This window comes from Leptospira neocaledonica (assembly GCF_002812205.1).
Taxonomy (GTDB): Bacteria; Spirochaetota; Leptospiria; order Leptospirales; family Leptospiraceae; genus Leptospira_B; species Leptospira_B neocaledonica.
Genome location: NZ_NPEA01000001.1, coordinates 145,632 through 162,228 on the forward strand (window position 1 = coordinate 145,632; position 16,597 = coordinate 162,228).

Annotated in this window: 13 protein-coding genes; 10 read left to right on the forward strand and 3 right to left on the reverse strand. The window is 35.3% G+C overall.

Annotated elements, in window-relative coordinates:
• Positions 1–11 precede the first annotated feature (11 nt).
• The 3 genes from CH365_RS00685 to CH365_RS00695 all read left to right on the forward strand — a co-directional run bounded on the left by CH365_RS00685 (position 12) and on the right by CH365_RS00695 (position 3,736).
• Positions 12–2,534: a cation-translocating P-type ATPase gene (locus CH365_RS00685; RefSeq protein WP_100766686.1), complete on the forward strand. Its 2,523-nt coding sequence runs from the start codon at positions 12–14 to the stop codon at positions 2,532–2,534.
• Between the two features lie 42 nt (positions 2,535–2,576).
• Positions 2,577–3,353 (forward strand): helix-turn-helix domain-containing protein, encoded by a 777-nt coding sequence (locus CH365_RS00690; RefSeq protein WP_100766687.1) that lies wholly within the window; start codon positions 2,577–2,579, stop codon positions 3,351–3,353.
• A 68-nt stretch (positions 3,354–3,421) separates the two neighbouring features.
• Positions 3,422–3,736 carry an antibiotic biosynthesis monooxygenase family protein gene (locus tag CH365_RS00695; RefSeq protein WP_100766688.1) on the forward strand — a complete coding sequence of 105 codons (315 nt, stop codon included), beginning with the start codon at positions 3,422–3,424 and terminating at the stop codon, positions 3,734–3,736.
• A 50-nt stretch (positions 3,737–3,786) separates the two neighbouring features.
• On the opposite strand, the gene CH365_RS00700 is transcribed toward CH365_RS00695, so the two are convergent.
• A complete protein-coding gene (locus CH365_RS00700) occupies positions 3,787–4,743 on the reverse strand; it encodes a c-type cytochrome (protein ID WP_100766689.1) in 957 nt (318 codons plus the stop codon).
• 714 nt (positions 4,744–5,457) lie between these two features.
• Between CH365_RS00700 and CH365_RS20070 the strand changes: the two genes are divergently transcribed.
• The 4 genes from CH365_RS20070 to CH365_RS00720 are packed head-to-tail and all read left to right on the forward strand — an operon-like array spanning position 5,458 to position 8,781.
• On the forward strand, positions 5,458–6,513 hold the full coding sequence (locus CH365_RS20070) for a transposase (protein WP_244282931.1): 1,056 nt from the start codon (positions 5,458–5,460) through the stop codon (positions 6,511–6,513).
• Positions 6,503–6,838, forward strand: coding sequence for an HNH endonuclease (locus CH365_RS00710; RefSeq protein WP_100766690.1), 336 nt, complete (start codon positions 6,503–6,505; stop codon positions 6,836–6,838). The genes CH365_RS20070 and CH365_RS00710 overlap by 11 nt, the downstream gene beginning before the upstream one ends.
• On the forward strand, positions 6,798–7,466 hold the full coding sequence (locus tag CH365_RS00715; protein ID WP_100766691.1) for a hypothetical protein: 669 nt from the start codon (positions 6,798–6,800) through the stop codon (positions 7,464–7,466). Before CH365_RS00710 ends, CH365_RS00715 begins: the two co-directional genes overlap by 41 nt.
• A gap of 40 nt (positions 7,467–7,506) precedes the next feature.
• Positions 7,507–8,781 (forward strand): Shedu anti-phage system protein SduA domain-containing protein, encoded by a 1,275-nt coding sequence (locus CH365_RS00720; RefSeq protein WP_100766692.1) that lies wholly within the window; start codon positions 7,507–7,509, stop codon positions 8,779–8,781.
• Between the two features lie 66 nt (positions 8,782–8,847).
• Here CH365_RS00720 and CH365_RS00725 read toward each other — a convergent pair whose 3' ends face one another.
• Positions 8,848–11,364, reverse strand: a complete 2,517-nt coding sequence (locus CH365_RS00725; RefSeq protein WP_100766693.1) for a P-loop NTPase — start codon at positions 11,362–11,364, stop codon at positions 8,848–8,850.
• A 105-nt stretch (positions 11,365–11,469) separates the two neighbouring features.
• Here CH365_RS00725 and CH365_RS00730 point away from each other — a divergent pair, with 105 nt between their 5' ends.
• Genes CH365_RS00730 through CH365_RS00740 form a run of 3 tightly spaced genes read left to right on the forward strand, consistent with a single transcriptional unit; the run spans position 11,470 to position 15,892 of the window.
• Entirely contained in the window at positions 11,470–12,129 is a 660-nt protein-coding gene (locus CH365_RS00730) for a tyrosine-type recombinase/integrase (protein ID WP_100766694.1), read from the forward strand.
• Positions 12,130–12,144: 15 nt separating this feature from the next.
• Entirely contained in the window at positions 12,145–13,098 is a 954-nt protein-coding gene (locus CH365_RS00735; RefSeq protein WP_100766695.1) for an SIR2 family protein, read from the forward strand.
• Positions 13,064–15,892: a hypothetical protein gene (locus CH365_RS00740; protein WP_100766696.1), complete on the forward strand. Its 2,829-nt coding sequence runs from the start codon at positions 13,064–13,066 to the stop codon at positions 15,890–15,892. Before CH365_RS00735 ends, CH365_RS00740 begins: the two co-directional genes overlap by 35 nt.
• 67 nt (positions 15,893–15,959) lie before the next feature.
• Here the strand turns inward: CH365_RS00740 and CH365_RS00745 are convergent, their stop codons facing one another.
• On the reverse strand, positions 15,960–16,595 hold the full coding sequence (locus CH365_RS00745; RefSeq protein WP_125226284.1) for a hypothetical protein: 636 nt from the start codon (positions 16,593–16,595) through the stop codon (positions 15,960–15,962).
• Between the last annotated feature and the right edge of the window lie 2 nt (positions 16,596–16,597).

Here is a 16,597-nt window from a genome sequence, read left to right on the forward strand (position 1 = left end):
ATTCTATATCTATGCCGCCAACTACGGAGATTTTTTATCAAGGTTTAAGTTTTTTGGAAGCCTCGAAACTTCTCCGAAAGTTTGGACCAAACGAATCTAAACTAAAAAAGAAATCCTTTTGGAGGATCAGTCTTTCTATACTTTCCGAGCCGATGCTTTCCCTACTTTTGGCATGCGGTTTTATCTATGCGATATTGGGGGATTTAGAAGAAGCGGTCACACTTTCCATTGCAGTGATCGTAGTTATTTCTTTAACCATCTACCAAAGGAATAAATCTGAAAAAGCTTTAGAATCTTTGAGGAAACTTTCTCCGCTAAGGGCGAAAGTTATACGAGAAGGAAAAAAGATAGAAATTGATTCTTCCCTGATTGTTCCGGGAGATATAGTCTTTTTAGCGGAAGGAGATAAGGTTCCCGCAGACGGATACTTGGTAGATGGTTTAAATTTACATTCGGACGAATCTCTTTTAACCGGAGAATCTATTCCAGTTTTAAAGGAAGAAACAGATCTTCACAACCAAGGGCCATATTCAGATTCGCAAAAAATCTATTCAGGAACAAAGATAGTCTCCGGACAAGGGATCTTTAAAGTTTTATTCACTGGAGACTTCACATACATAGGTTCTATCGGAAAAGAAATGGAAGAAATTTCCGAGTCAGAGAGCCCACTTCAAAAGGAAGCTAAAAGGTTCACTTCATTCTTCTTTTTAGGAGCCTTAGTGATTTCCTTCTTTCTAATCTATGGTCTCGGGACGCGGAATGGAAATTGGATACAGGCGGTCTTAGCCACACTTACCTTCTTGATGGCAGTATTACCTGAAGAAATCCCGGTAGTACTTAGTGTCTTTTTTTCATTAGGAGCTTGGAGAATTTCTCAAAGCGGAGTTTTGACAAGAAACTTGAACTCGATAGAAACACTTGGGGCTGCAACTGTCCTATGTGTGGATAAAACAGGGACCTTAACCGAAAACCGAATGAAGGTTAAAGGTTTAGTTTCTTCTTTAGAAAATAGTTTATTTGAATTTAAAACTCCTGAAGTCTCCGAAGAATTTCATTTGTTATTGGAGTTTTCCATTCTCGCGTGCAAAAAGGATCCTTTCGATCCAATGGAAAAAGCGATTCGAGAATTAGGAATCAATCTTCTATATGATACCGAACATCTTCATGCGGATTGGACTTTAGAAAAGGAATATCCGCTTTCCCCTAAGTTACTTGCACTCAGTTACGCCTGGAATTCGGAAAACCAGGAAAAATTTGTAATTGGAACCAAAGGTGCACCTGAAGCAATATTTGATCTTTGCCATTTTTCGAAAGAAAGAACAGAATACTGGGAGAAGATCACAGAAAATTATTCTCTGCAAGGATACAGAGCAATCGGAGTAGCGAAGTCGGAAATTGTAAATTCTTCTCTTCCAGAAAACCAACATGATTTTGAATTCAATTTTTTAGGTTTGATCTTATTGGAGGATCCTATCCGAGAAACTGTACCTGCCTCCGTTTCGGAATGTATCCAAGCAGGGATCAGAGTGGTTATCATAACAGGAGATCATGCTGGAACAGCAAAAGCAGTAGCTTCTAAAATAGGATTAGTAGATCACAAGGAGAGTATAACTGGAGACGAATTAGAAAAACTCACTGAAGAAGAGTTAGCTTCTAAATTGGACACAGTTGGGATTTTTTCCAGAATCAAACCTGCTCAGAAATTGAAAATTGTAAAGGCATTTCAGAAAAAGGGAGAGATAGTTGCAATGACAGGAGACGGAGTGAACGATGCTCTGGCTTTACAAACCGCTCATATCGGGATCTCTATGGGCAAAAGAGGAACAGATGTAGCTAGAGAAGCCTCCGATCTAGTATTATTAGATGATAATTTTTCCTCCATAGTAAAGTCCGTATTTTTGGGAAGAAGGATTTACGAGAATATACAAAAGAGTATTTCTTATATTGTATCCGTTCATATCCCAATCATAGGCATGTCGTTATTGCCAGCCTTCACTGGAGATCCAATTTTCTTTTTTCCCGCGCATATACTAGTATTGGAGCTGATTATAGATCCAACTTGCTCCATCGTTTTTGAGTCATTGGAGTTGGAAAAAGGAGATCGTTTTTCTAATACAAGTAGAAAGAATTCCAGCCTAATGACCTTCTCTCGATTTTTTCTCTCTTTTTCCCAAGGAGCAATCGTTCTCGTCTTACTATTGGTCTTATATTTCTGTATGAAACAAAATGGTCATAATGAAAATCAAATCAGATCCTTCGGTTTCATATTTTTAGTAGTCTCTAACTTTAGTTTGATGCTTACAAATTTGACTCATAAAGGAGGATTTATTTCTATTCTTAGATCCTTGTATTCCAGCGCGTTCTGGATTTTCTTTTTAGCGGCTTCTGCCTTGGTCGCAAGTTTCCAATTTGAATTTAGCCTTAAGTTATTCGGTTTTCAAAAAATACCATTAGATTGGATATTTTTCTCCGTTGGACTAGGTTTAATCTCTGGTCTTATTTGGGAAATTAGAAAGATCCGTTTTTTTGCTTGAGAGTTTTGAGAGAAGAAAGAGCCTACTTGTAAGAATTCTCTCGTGAATATTGAAACCTTTTTACCGAATAAAAATTTACAACCATATATCCGCCAATTCCTGATCATTGGAAGCGAGAGTGGAATGCAAAATAAAATTTTACCCGGATCTTCCCTTGTAATTTCATTTAGACTTAACGGAAAGATTTCTCATAAGATAGAAAACCAGGAGGATGTTCTTCCAATTTCTGGCATCGCAGGCTTAAGGCGTATACCAAGGTTGATTGAATATTCGAGGAAGACTTCTACCCTATTAGTTATTTTTAAAGAAGGTGGAGCTGCCAGTTTTATCAAAGAACCTCTCCACCATTTATTCGAAATGAATTTATCTCTAAATCATTTGTTTTCTCCAAAGAAAATTTCAGAAATAGAAGAGAAACTTTTCCATACAAAAACAAATTTTGAAAAGATCTCAATTGTAGAAAATTTCCTAATTTCTGAATGGATTGGATCTAAACAAGATAATCTAATTCTGGATTCAATTCGTAAGATTAGAAAATCCAAGGGAAATCTGAAAATTGTCGACTTACTAATGGGAATGCCTATTAGCAGAGATTCTTATGAAAAAAGATTTAGAGAAATGATCGGCACCAGTCCCAAACAATTTTCCAACCTGGTGAGGTTGAGAAATTTTATCGATTCCTATTCTTCAGAAACAAGTTTAACAGAAGCTGCTCAAGAAGCGGGGTATTTTGACCAGGCTCATTTTATCAAAGATTTCAAAACTTTTACCGATGAGACTCCAAAACAGTTTTTTAAACTTTCTACTCCTTACTGGTAAAATCCTGAATTTTTACAATTTTTGCTTCTCTGGATAGAGTATTCTATTTCCAAAAGGAGAACCAAAAAATGCAAAAAGTTCTGATTGATACATTTATCGTGCCTAAAAAAGCGGAAGGAGAATTTTTTACTCGAGTCAAGGTAAATAGAAACTTGATTAAAAGCCTTCCTGGTTTTATCCAAGATTCCGCCTATATCCGTGAAAGAAGTGAAGACGAGATCCAATTTGTGACTGTTGCAATTTGGGAAAATGAAGAAGCAATTTCGAATGCGAAAAAGGAAGTGCAGACTTCCTACCAAAAAGAAGGTTTTGATATGCCTGGAATGTTGCAGAGACTCGGGATTTCGATCGAAAGAGGAATTTTTGATTTAGCTAAAAATTAATGATATATGCAAGAAGGGAGAATTCCTCCCTTCTGTTCACTAAAATAGAGTTAATTATTAATTTTATTTTTGATGGAAGGAACGGTTTGCAAATAAGCAAACATAGCAGCTAAATCTTCCACTGTCATTCCCGCATACATTGTCCAAGGCATAATCGTTTGGAAATCTCCCTCTTTCACCGAATGAGGTTTATATAAAGGAAGTTCCATACTCTTAAATTTTTTGACAAACTGGGCTTCGGTCCAATTACCTAATCCAGTTTCTTTATCCGGAGTTATATTTGCAGAAATAATTTTAGCTCCATTACCTAAAGGAAATTCAAACCCTCCAGCAAGCTCCATACCTGCAATCGGTTTTCCTTTATCCTGCTTCGTATGACATTCTGTGCAAGCAGCTGCAACAAACAGATATTTTCCATAAGCAACCTTATCTGTTTTATCAGGAAGTTTACCAAACTTTGCGGGACTGGGTATCGTTCTTAAGATCAAGTTAAATGGAAAATCTGGTTTAGAATTAGGATTTTTCTTTTCGATTGGCTCCAGACTTCTTAAATAAGCAACGATAGAAATCAGATCTTCCTTATCCATTTGTCCGTATGCGGGGTGAGGCATAACTGGAAACAAAGCATTTCCTTCTTTGTTAATTCCGCTGGAAATTGCTCTTAAAATTTCTCCATCCGTCCATTTACCCAAGGCGCTCGGAGTAATATTTGGAGCAACGAAGGAGCCAGGAAAGCCGATCTTTTGATCAAAAACTTCTCCACCTTCTCCCCTTGTTTCCGGGATCAATGGACCGGAAAACTTTGACCAATCCCGGATGGAATGACAATCTATACAGACCGTTACATGGTTGGCGAGATATTTTCCTCTTTGTATACGCTCTGTACTATTTCCTGCGGAAATTTCAAGAGCAGGTTCGGCATTCGGAAATTTAAAATATAAAAATCCGATACCCGAAACCGGTAAAAGGATAATTAATACTCCAACAATCTTTAAGATTTTTTTCATTCACAGTCCCTGCATATTTGGTTCAGTAAACAGCGAGATTATCTCTTATTCTTCCTCGCTAATCCGCACAAATGCGGTATAGAAGGACCTATTAATTCCCAGTTTTACCAACGTATAACAGAATACTTCTTAGATAATTTCTACCCAAAATTTTGCCCTATTTGCGAAATCCAACTCACCAAAAAGATCAGTACAAGAGATTATCTCATTCGCTGCGAGATCTGTCACTACCAAGCATCCAGACTTTCATATACTCCCCTGCACCATTTTAAGCTTCCTCTTTGGGTATTCGGATATGTATTAGATGAATCATACAAACAAAGTCCAAAAGTTGTAACGGCATCAGAGATAGTTAGAAAAACGGGAATCTCGTATAAATCAGCACTTCTTCTCAAACGTAGAATACAATTATTCGCAAGTGAGCAAAGAGAAGTATTTCAAGAACTACTATATTCCAAACTCGAACAAGAATATAGAAAATTCGAATTTCCAACAGATCAGGCATACCCAAACAAAACTCATGGTCGCAAAAACGAACGCATATACAAGGAAAAGCGGACATTAGCTAAGCAAAATCCTAAGAAACTTCTTCAAAAATCGCTCAAAGGAAAGACAATAACAAACGCAGATACAATGGTCCTCTACTCTGCCTCCCAGAGAGCTAACAAAGGCCGTAAAAGGCACAAATCCAAGGGATGCACGGCTTCTATATACATGAGCGATAAACTCGGTGGAAAGCAAATAGGAACGATGGTGCATACGATCGCCGCAAGTAACGGAGCGCTCATATTAGATTCCGTGCCGAACCAAAAGATGAATACACTCGGGCCGCTATTCAAAAAAAGTATCCCAGACAATACAGCAATTTTCACAGATAGCGGATACCCATGGTTATCGGTATATAGAAATCATAGAATGGTGAATCATACCGCGCATTCGAAAGACAAAAGACATCGCTGGGCAAGAAACAGATGGAGTAAGGACGGAGTGCATGTCCAATACGCGGAAGGAAACCACAGAGTAATCAAACAAGCATTTTCATCTTACGGATACATTCGTCCCGAGTATTCACAGCTTTATCTAAACGAATTCTGCTTTTACAAAAATCTAAAAGTATTTGGACTCGATGCGTTAGTTGCTAAGTGGAGAGAGAAGATTGGAGTGGTTGAGAAGCGAGAAGAGGAAGAAAGGCCAGATGGTCTGAATTCTCGATATTCATCGAGAATTCAGACTGATGTGCGGATTGTAAAGAAAAAATATGAACAGGGAGGAAGCTTTATACCTAACAAATTAGAGAAATGGCTGTATGCACCACTCTCTCTGTCTGATAGAAAATTACAGCTAAGTTATACGAACGAATCTTTCATAAAGAGAAATAAGAATTTGCTATCAAAGTCAAAATTCAAAGCGTTAAAGATTGCGATCACAAATAATGATGAATTTTGGAATGATCCTGAAATTAAATATTATAAAAGATATAGTGAAAAGAAATACAGCCATTTTGCCAAATTGATTTGGGCCAATATTTCCGACTCATCGTTCAATCCAATTTCCCACATTATAAATAGATATAGAATTCCGCATTCATCTGCTTATCGCATCATGAGAATCTGGAAAAGGAATGCGATTATTGAATATTATGAAGGAAAATACAGGCCATATATAGAACTTTCGAAAAATTATATGCTAAAAAGGAAATTTACAGAATTACCTAATTTACTATATTCGAGTCATTCCGAGCAAGTTAGGAGTGTTTGTAATGATAGATAGTAAACAAAAGAAGCCGGAACCTAAAGGTTCTGAATTCAAATTTAGAAAACAGGAATTTGATATATTGCGTAAAAAGCAAAATAATAAGTGCTATGCAACCGGCCGCGAATTAAATTCAGCTAACATGAATGGTTCTCACATAATACCAATTAGAAAGGGAGGAGAACATATTTTTGATAATACGTGTCTGGTTGTTGAAGAGATTCGAGATATAAAGCGAAAATTAACCGATAAGGAATTGGTGGAAATTTCAGCGGACGTAATACGAACCTTAGGAAATAAGTATGGTTACAAGGTCTCAACAAATAAAAAAAATCCCAAGTAGGATCGCTAAGTCAAAAATTGCAAATTTCGAAAATTTCGCCAGACGAGAGCTACAAAGAAAGTCCATTGGGTGCAATACTGAGAAAGAAAAAACGTTTCAGTCTTTGGGAATGGTCTTAGAGAGAATACAAAAACAATATTACAAAGACACCCGCTATTTAGAAATCTTTCAACATATTACAAATCCTTTGAGAGATGCACAGGCGCGAGTATTGGATTATTTCGACAATTTTTATTATAAATATATTCATGAATCGGAAAAAAGAGAGCAAATTATTATAAAAGAAATAAATTCACTAAAGTTTCAGACAGGTGAAAATGAAGACCTTAATGAATACAAAATAGTCTATTATCGAACCGCACGATATTTTAGTGATTCTCTTAAAAGGAATACAGAGACAGAGAAAAGCAGATCTGAAGATCCGGAAGGCCCTTTTCGGAGAGTAAAGAAACAAATCGAATCAGAAATTCCGGATACAGAAACTTGGGAAGACCAATGGTTCATTGCATTCACAAGGATTCGAAGAACATTTTCTCTTAAATCATCCCAGCCTTGGAAACTTGCTGAGGCGAGAGTGAGGGAGCAATTAGAAAGAGATTGCAAAGATAAAGAAAAAGTTAGCAATTGAATTACGTTTAACGCACTTTCAGGAAATAGTGTAGGCGACTATGGAAATAAATGAATCTCTAAAGAAAGAATTTTCTTCTTTACTGAATGATGTGAATACAACTGAGAATACTATTCAAAAATTCTTAGAAGTAAACAATAGAATATTTTTTACTCCATATTTATTTCACCATGGGCTACTTTATCAATCTGTTATATCTAAATTACCGGTCGCGAATGCTTTAATTTCCGACTTTGCATATTTAACAAAAAATAGTGCTGAATGGAGACTAGTTCTAGTCGAATTGGAGTCCCATCGCAAACCATTATTTACTCAAAACATCTCTCCAACCGCCGATTTAACCGCTGCAATTAGTCAAATTAATTCTTGGAAGGAAAGCATTCGGAAAAATCAAAACTATATAAAGGATAGAGTCAGCCGCCTTACTGATTGTCAAATGGTCGACTTGGATATTAAATATGTCCTTATTATCGGAAGAAATCTAACTGAATTCACTGAAGCCCAAAAAGATAGAATAAAGACTTTATCCAATAATGATTTAACCATTCTTACATATGACTCATTATTAAGAGAAAACATGGCTGAATTCAAGCACGGTGACGAGCTTGCTCCCAAGAACATCCTTTCTGTCGATGGGCAAGGATTCAAGATTAAGCACTTGAGTGTCGAGGCTTGTTTTAGAGGCCGGATATTTAGCCATATGAAAAATGAATTTCTTAGCATATCACCAAATCAAAGGGCGCAACTATTAACATCTGGTTTTAACTTGATAAATTTTGATTCCCCTGCTTTGACCGAATACGAAAAGAAATTCCTCCCCAGTATTACTGACTATACATATGCAATTGCCCGTCGAAATGCACATTCGGAATTAAAAAGACTTTCATTAAAGTATTTTAGAGAAGATATCGTTTATACAGAATACCCTGTGAAATCGATTAATGGTGAAACTGTTTTATTCGATTTTGAAATTTCCTATAATGGAAATAGTATTATACTTTCAGTGTCAGAACCAGAAGTAATTCCAGATCATTCGATTATAGATCTACCATTTGAAATAATCGCTGTTTCTGGAAGCGCAGCTATTATTCACATGTTTATAGAAGACTATTTTTACTTTATTCAGCAACATAAGCCTTTTCTTTTCCAAGACAGTTATTTAAAAATTCTGCCACAAATAGCCACAGATATGATAACTAATAATTCACAAATAAAGGAGAATAAATCACTGACAATCGATTATAAAGAACTCTCAGATTCAAAAAATATCGGCAATATAACTAATTCCTATCTGCTTCAATATTATTTAAATTAGGGATATTTAAGAATGATTAACATATAAGAAATAAATTGATAGTCGTAATCTATAATTTTCATGTTCCTACGAAATCTTCAGCGTATCAAAATATAATTTATAAAAATCAATCCGTAATTGCTTAAGTTGATCATCAAGCGGATGTTTCTTAACGCCTTCGTCCAGAACGTATTTAAACTCTCCTTTGAGAGCATCTTTTTCAATATCTTTTACAAACGATCGAAGGAGCCAAATTTGACCTTGATGCGCAAGAATGTGATAAGGATAAGGATCTTTAAATCCCCTCTTTTGAATCATCGCAAGTAAAGTCGACTTGGCTTCGTTATGCAATGCCCTTGCATCTTCTTCGTGTTGAGATGAATTTGCTTTCTTCATTTTCAAATCTGCATATTGAATATGAACAATATCATCTTTTTGATTCAGAGAAAGAGAATTGATTAAACAAATTTCGGCTATATCAAGAGCTCCCTTTTCCAATTCAAATGATCCTCTCTGCAGCCAATATTGATAATCATCTTTCAATGCGGTTTCTAAACCTTCATAAAATTCTTTAGATTTATAATAATTATTTCCCGAAAATTCGATGACTCTTTTGTGATTAATACAAAATTTCCTAATATTCTTCAACTTCTTCTGATCATGCTTTCCATTATTAATTAGTATTGCTGTTCCAAATGATAATTTATTAAAATACTCCAAAACTATTCCGAGTGAAATTAGCTCTTCGAAGACTTTTTGCCCGACAATTTTATGCCGCAACTGAAAGCCATTCTTTCTTTTGACAATTAATCTCGCTTTCTCTAGCTTATCCAGGGCATTCAACAATTCATTACCGGTGCATCCTAAACTGATCGAAATCTCAATGTCATCTAAACCAAGACGTAAGCTTGTAGGGATTGACAATAGAGCATAAATCGATTTTTTTAATTCGTCTAATTCAGAAAATTCACTCGCAATAGTTTCATCAAATTTCCTCCCCGAAGTAGCCTCAATTAACGCTGCTATTAATTGAGAATCGGCGGAGGAACGATCATGAAAAACCCTAATTCGCTCCTCGCTCGACAATGATTTGAGTTTTCCAAGCATAGAAGTTTCAGATAAAATTTTCAATAGATCGTTTATCTCTCGAAAGTTCAATTTCTTTGATACTACAGAAACGATCTCTATGTTTTTTGTCTTTGCTTCACTTTCGATAGCTAACCATCGACCGGAACGCACAATTACTATTACTAATTTAACCAGCTTTTCAAAATATGCTTCTTTAATTAAATCAAAAACCTCAATTCCATAAGAATCCGCATCATCAAGAACTAAGATGTCTAAATTTGCAGTATTTCTAATATATTTCTTTAAAGAATGTAATGGAATGTCATCTTCTGAACTTATCCATCCAATTTTTGATCCCAAGTTGTTATACTTATACATGAGGTTCATTAGCGAAGTTGATTTCCCGTCGCCTGCTGTACCATACACAACCACTGCTGGTATTTCGCTCCAATAAAGTGTTGGACTCTCAAGCACACGTTGCAAATGAGCTTCTACTTCTATCTCTAGTTCTCTTTTTATCAGATTTTGATGTACAATATCATCCCATTCTGGCTGCTGCCCCAAGAAAAAGCTACTTTTTGAATATCCAGCTTTCGAAACTTTTATTTTGTCAGAAACGATCGGGATTGTAGCGTTATCACTTCGTCGACTAATTCGGGCCAATCTATCAGAAACAACAATAGTTGCTTCTATCCGCAATTTAGTTAACACCTCACGAGCAAATTCGGTGGCTGTCATTTTAATCCAGGTTACATTGTAATCTTCGAGAAGATTACGCCTTGCTAAACTTAAACTTGGTGAAATGAAATAACTCTCCGGCCTGAACTCCTTTTCTCCATGAATTTTTTTTCGAGGATGCCTATAGTTGACGTATTTCCATAATACACTTTCTTCTAATTCACTACCAATGAAGATAACCATCTGTCGCATAAATTCCGAAGAAAATTCGGAGTAATATGGATTTTCCTTAGTTAATACAAGCCCATAATCTTCATCGGTAAATGTTACATTATTTGGCAAGTCGCTAAGAGTTCCATTTAAATGAACTATATCTAGATTGCGATTATATCCCCTGGAATGGTTTCTATCTGAAGTACACGAAATGGGATTTATATGAAATGGCCCATCAAATTTTTCATATATTGATTCCCATATATTATCTATATTCAGTGTATAAACTTTTCCCCAGGGGAAATTAATATATTCCTGATATTCTTTTGGAAGTTCATTAGTATTTATCCTAAACCTTGACTGCAAAAATGCTACTAGTCTTTTCGGATCCTTTTTACGAGCATGATGAAATATATCCTTTAACGTTGATTGATCTTTTGGTTGGCCTGGAAAATATATATCCCATAACTCATTTGCTAATTCTGCCCCGAGAGGAATTGGTTTGCCGTTATAATCTTTTGCTTCTTTCGAAAATCCAGCCCCTGTAAACAGTATTATTCCGCTTGCAATTTTTCTTTTTATTTTCTCGATTTCTATATTTAGATTCATTTCACCCACTACAGCTTGCGAAAATTGAACGCTCAACGTCCGATTTCTACAACATTTCGGACATTGAAAATGACCTGAAATAAGACCATTTCAAGCGTTTTTCTTGACACCGATACATAATCGTCTATTTTTTTGAGTAGTATGGGTGTAGCGGCTAACTTTAAAAAAATCGTAAGTATAGAATCAGTCCGGAAACGTCGAGGACGTGGTCCTGGTGGGCCGCCTCCCCCTTCTATGTTTGGAAAGGGACTAACGGATGAATCGATGAGAGAGCTTACTCGGCGATTCTCAAAACCCAAGACAGAAGAAGATTACAGAAATCGTGCGATCTTCGCTATTTTAAGTAAGACAGGCCTAAGAGCTAAAGAGCTTGTTTCTTTAAGATTCTCTAATTTAACAAAAGCTCCTACTGGAGAAACTCTTGTAACTTTTGTCAGGAAAGGTGGCCGATTTGGGTTCGCTGTTATTCCAGAAGTTTCATTAGAAACTGTTAGGAAATACCACACCGCTTTTGAAATTCAATCTGACATGTTCTTCCTATCGCGGCCGAAGAGAAATCAATCAACTCGAACTCCTTTAACAACAAGAAGCTTGCAAAGAATAATCGGAACATGGAATGTAATGACCTGCCAAGGGAGGAAAGTTCATCCTCACGCTTTGAGGCATACAGTTGGGCAAAAGATGTTAGACAAGGCGGGATCTATCGCGGCACAGAAAGTTTTGGGCCATTCATCTCCGGTTACAACGGCCAAATTCTATACTACACCATATTATGATTCGAGTAAGATTCTAATTTGGTAAGTTTATATAAATTCAATGTTGGAAAAGATAGATAAAATTGAAGAAATGCCAGATTTTCCTTCTGGCATTGAGCCGAGCCAACAATCTATAGCCTTTTTTATTGGAGCGGGGGTCTCGCGTCTAATCGGTTGTCCTGGTTGGGATCAATTTGCGCGGCAACTAGCTGAACAAGCGGCTGATAGAGGGATCTTAAGCTACCATGACTGCGATCTGATAAACCAAATGAGCGATAATCGAATGAAGATTGGAGCGGTTAAGGACAAATACAAGGAAAAGAAGCTTGAACAGGATTTCCTAATCGCTTTTAAAGAATTATTAGATCCAAGAATCAAAGATAGAAATAATAGTAGTTTAATTAAAAATATATCGGTTTATGAAACACTGAAATATTTTTCGGCTGTATTCCCAAGATTAGTATATATTACAACAAACGCTGATATTTACTTTAATGAAGAATTCAAAATTTTTCCAAAGGATAAGATACCTACACCGGATTCAAGTGAAGATCGATTCAACGGTGACACATTGTATAGAATTCACGGGTCTATTAGAGAGGGAGAAGAGAGTTCACTAATATTCTCATTAAAAGATTATATCAATCAATATTCGAAAAAAAATTATACCACTACATTTTTAGAAGAGATTCTAATCAATTCAGATGTCATTTTTTTTATCGGATACAGTCTTTCAGAAATCGAACTACTAAAATATATAATTGAACCTAACAATAAAAGGTATTGGTTAAAAGGATACTTCCAAAACCAAACTGGTCTTGCGAATATTGAAAATGCAACTTATGAATCAATGGGTATAACCATTATTCCTTTTGCTATCGATACCTTTGGGCATAGGCAACTTATGTCAGTATTATCAAATTGGTATTCTCAATTAGTAAGATCAACAGAGTTAATTCCTAAATCTCAACGGGAAGTCGATGATGCAATCCGAATCACAGAAAGCGAGAATTAAAGTTATTCAGTTAGCCAAAGCAGACCCGGCTACATACCGCTATTTATTTTCAAAATTAGCGGTTACCAATAAACCTGAATCCTGGTTAGTCGATTTGGAAAACGCAGAGATGCTTATACCATCCAAAATATTACCAATTATTGAGCGTTATGAAAAGGGCAAAAAGATTATCCAGTTCGAGTTCTGGCCAGGGTTTCCGTATTTGGAGAATCTATCTAAAATAAATTCAGAATTAAAAGACAGAGAAATTAGCAGATACCTAATTAACTTTATTTCTCAGATACTTTCTCGGTTAAAAAATGAAGAAAGAGGCTTACAAACCGATCTAAGTTTATTAAAAATTTTCGGTTCTATTCCAGTAGAACATTTGGATGATAATAATATAGACCTATTGTCAAATTTAATTTCCGAGCAGAAATCAGCTTTAGCTTACACAATTAAAAATCAAATAGCTCCGAATATATTCGGATCGAAAAATCCAGTATTCATTTCGAAGTTTCTAGATCAGATATTGAGATATAGTTCAACAATTAAAAAAGGGCATTTTTCTGAAATAAATTCTATAGAAATTCGCTCCATCTTACCAACACGAATACTAAGTGAAATAATTAATACATATTGTAATAATCTCTCGCAGCCGGAATTTCAAAAAACATATGCAACCTCATTACAAATAATTGAATCCCTTATCGGAGAAGATCCGAAACAGTTTGAATATTACCGGATAACTACAATAGAGGATAATAATAAACTACGCCATTATTCTTTATACCCTTTTCACTATATCCTCTCAGACTTATTGCGAGATTCGATAGAAATACTTAATATAAGTGAAAGGAAAAAAATAATATATTTCCTTTTCTCAAAGAATCACAGTTATTTCAAAAGGTTGGCTATATATTTTATTGGAAAGAATTTTACAGAATTAAGAAATTTATTCTGGAATCATTTCAACGAAGAAAATCCTATTCATGAATTTAAAATTAAACACGAACTCTTTGAATTACTGAAGAATAATGTTCTAAACCTAACAGAAGTAGAAGCAGATCATGTCATTAAGTGGGTAGAAGATATTGACATGGAAAAATACAATAATTCGTTAAATGGAAGGGGAGAAACATGGTTACAGCAAAGAATTGCTTATGATAAGCTTGAATGGTATTTGGAAGCTTTGGGGGATTCAAATTATCAAAAAATAATAGATAAAATTACAGAAAACAAAGCGATTTGTAAGTGGCAACGCTCTATTCCTGGTGGACAGTTCTTTGCACCGAGCGAAGGGGGTTTCTTTATAGAAAAATCTCCAATTTCTTCTGAGGACCTGATAAAATTAGACTACAAAGCAATAGCTGAATATATTAGGAATTTTCAACCAGATCCAGCTACGTCCCCAGAGGGGCCTAATCACAATGGCCTTGCAAGAGAATTTGAAAAAACACTAACAGCTGATCCAAATAAATTCATTAACAATCTGGAAGACTTTGAAAATATTCCGAGCAGCTACAAATATACTCTATTCAATTCTTTAATAGAAATCGTAAGGAAATCAGATCATTTTGATGAAAAGAAAATCTTTCATTTTACTCTGAAATTAATGAATGATCAGGAATTTTGGAAAAAAGTAACGATTTCAGAAAGGTTTTACTCTTTTGAAGCTTCCTTAGTCGGAGAAGTTGCACGTTTAACCCGCGAAATTTTAATAAAAAGAAAGAAGTTCATCGAAAAAGATCTAATCGTCGATAGTCAAAAAATTGTATTTACGCTCTTGAGAAATAACACGATCATCTTTGATGGTAAATTAACTTTAGATGATTTAATAAACTCAATCTCGGGCAAAATCTATGAAGTAGCAAATATTCTCTGGAGCTTAATTGAGGAATATAATAAGATACATCCGAATGCGTTAGTTCGAAATGAAATAACGCAAATAATTGAAGAGAATTTATCGTATAATCAAAGCAAAGACGATTTTCTTTTCTACTTCGGTTCAGGTTTCCATAGTTTTTGGTATTACCAAAAGCCGTGGACAATCGAAAAGTTCGAACAACTCATGAAAAGTGATGCAGCCAAGTTTGCTCATGTATTGAATGGTTTATTTGAAACTATTCCTCATGTCTACATGGAGATTTACGAATACTTCTTTTCTAATGGTTTATTTAAAAAAGCAATTCGCCTTTCAAATTTATCAGAACGAGCAAAGGAAAATGTTGCACACTATATTTTAATTGGAGGAATGGAGAAGGGTGAAAACGTATTAGAAAAAAAATCCCTCATAAATGATCTAATAGGAAGTTCAGACTATTATATTCTTTCTCGGATTGGTTGGCTATTTTGGGAATACACTGATAGAACTAATTCTAAAGCTCAAATGATAATGCCTAGTGTCTTTAAGCTCATTGTAGGCAGATTGCACGAATTTGAAGGAGAAGAACGGAATTCAATTCTTCAACACTTAAACAAATGGCCGGAATTATTGGATGAATGGAATCAAGAAACAGTGCAATTAATAACTAAATTAGCTCAGTTAACAAGTGAATCACATTTTTCTGATTATTATATAGAGGCATTTACGAAGCACTGGGAAAAGACCCCTGATTTAGTGCTCGACGCATATATAAACATTTTAAGAAAGAAAAATTTTCCTTACTATCCAGATGAGGGAAGGAAACAGTTATTTGAAAAAATATGTAATAAAAACAGAAAGATAGCGTTAGAAATATATAATTTATACACAATGCAAGGAATATATGATTTAAAAGAAATTTGGGAACGTTTTGGAAACAATAAGAGCTAATATTAATTTTCCATTCTTATGAATGCAACCCACTCATTTTTCTCTCAATAGTCGTCTCCCGCTTATTTCAGATCCGACTTGCTTCCTTCGTTAAAAGGCGAAATTCATTTATAGCAGAGCGAATTAATCTTTCTCGTTGCTCTGCATCTTTCCCGAAAGGCCAATCAAACGGCATAAGGAAAACTAATAAGATCTGAGCTAAGAATGAATGCTCTTCTGACCTGCGAATTGTGGATAATTCTTTTCCGCCGGGATCAAATATCTGAAATACCATAGCTAACGAGCCTTTTTCCTCTGTTGGAATGATTAAGGCTGTAAATCCAGAAAGAATTAAAATTCCGGTGTTCTGGTTCATATATAATCGAATATTTGCTGAGACCTTATAATCAAAAAGATCTCCGTCTTTGACTAATGTATATAAGCCGGTGCTCTCCAACTCATCTTTTATTTCATTATAATACTTCTCGCCAATGATTGTCTTATTTCGCTCGGAAGTTAATAATTTCCCATTGGTAAAAGAGGCGTAATCTATCTGCAGTAAGACTCGTTTCTTTTCCGAAGGCGCTATGATTATTTTTTCGAATGGAGGAAGTGTAGGTGCTTCCGGATAGACTGTATATCTACAATTCTGTAAGAAAAGAATAGTTAGAAAAATAGACGCTAATCCAATTCTAAATGGCACCTTGCTAAATATTTGATTCATTC

What these genes read in the sequence shown, in the direction of transcription:
- CH365_RS20070 (WP_244282931.1), top strand. Translation starts at nt 5,458, where the DNA reads ATGAGCGATAAACTCGGTGGAAAGCAAATAGGAACGATGGTGCATACG.
- CH365_RS00700 (WP_100766689.1), bottom strand. Translation starts at nt 4,743, where the DNA reads ATGAAAAAAATCTTAAAGATTGTTGGAGTATTAATTATCCTTTTACCG.
- CH365_RS00740 (WP_100766696.1), top strand. Translation starts at nt 13,064, where the DNA reads ATGATGCAATCCGAATCACAGAAAGCGAGAATTAAAGTTATTCAGTTA.
- CH365_RS00745 (WP_125226284.1), bottom strand. Translation starts at nt 16,595, where the DNA reads ATGAATCAAATATTTAGCAAGGTGCCATTTAGAATTGGATTAGCGTCT.
- CH365_RS00710 (WP_100766690.1), top strand. Translation starts at nt 6,503, where the DNA reads ATGATAGATAGTAAACAAAAGAAGCCGGAACCTAAAGGTTCTGAATTC.
- CH365_RS00720 (WP_100766692.1), top strand. Translation starts at nt 7,507, where the DNA reads ATGGAAATAAATGAATCTCTAAAGAAAGAATTTTCTTCTTTACTGAAT.
- CH365_RS00685 (WP_100766686.1), top strand. Translation starts at nt 12, where the DNA reads ATGCCGCCAACTACGGAGATTTTTTATCAAGGTTTAAGTTTTTTGGAA.
- CH365_RS00715 (WP_100766691.1), top strand. Translation starts at nt 6,798, where the DNA reads ATGGTTACAAGGTCTCAACAAATAAAAAAAATCCCAAGTAGGATCGCT.
- CH365_RS00730 (WP_100766694.1), top strand. Translation starts at nt 11,470, where the DNA reads ATGGGTGTAGCGGCTAACTTTAAAAAAATCGTAAGTATAGAATCAGTC.
- CH365_RS00735 (WP_100766695.1), top strand. Translation starts at nt 12,145, where the DNA reads ATGTTGGAAAAGATAGATAAAATTGAAGAAATGCCAGATTTTCCTTCT.
- CH365_RS00695 (WP_100766688.1), top strand. Translation starts at nt 3,422, where the DNA reads ATGCAAAAAGTTCTGATTGATACATTTATCGTGCCTAAAAAAGCGGAA.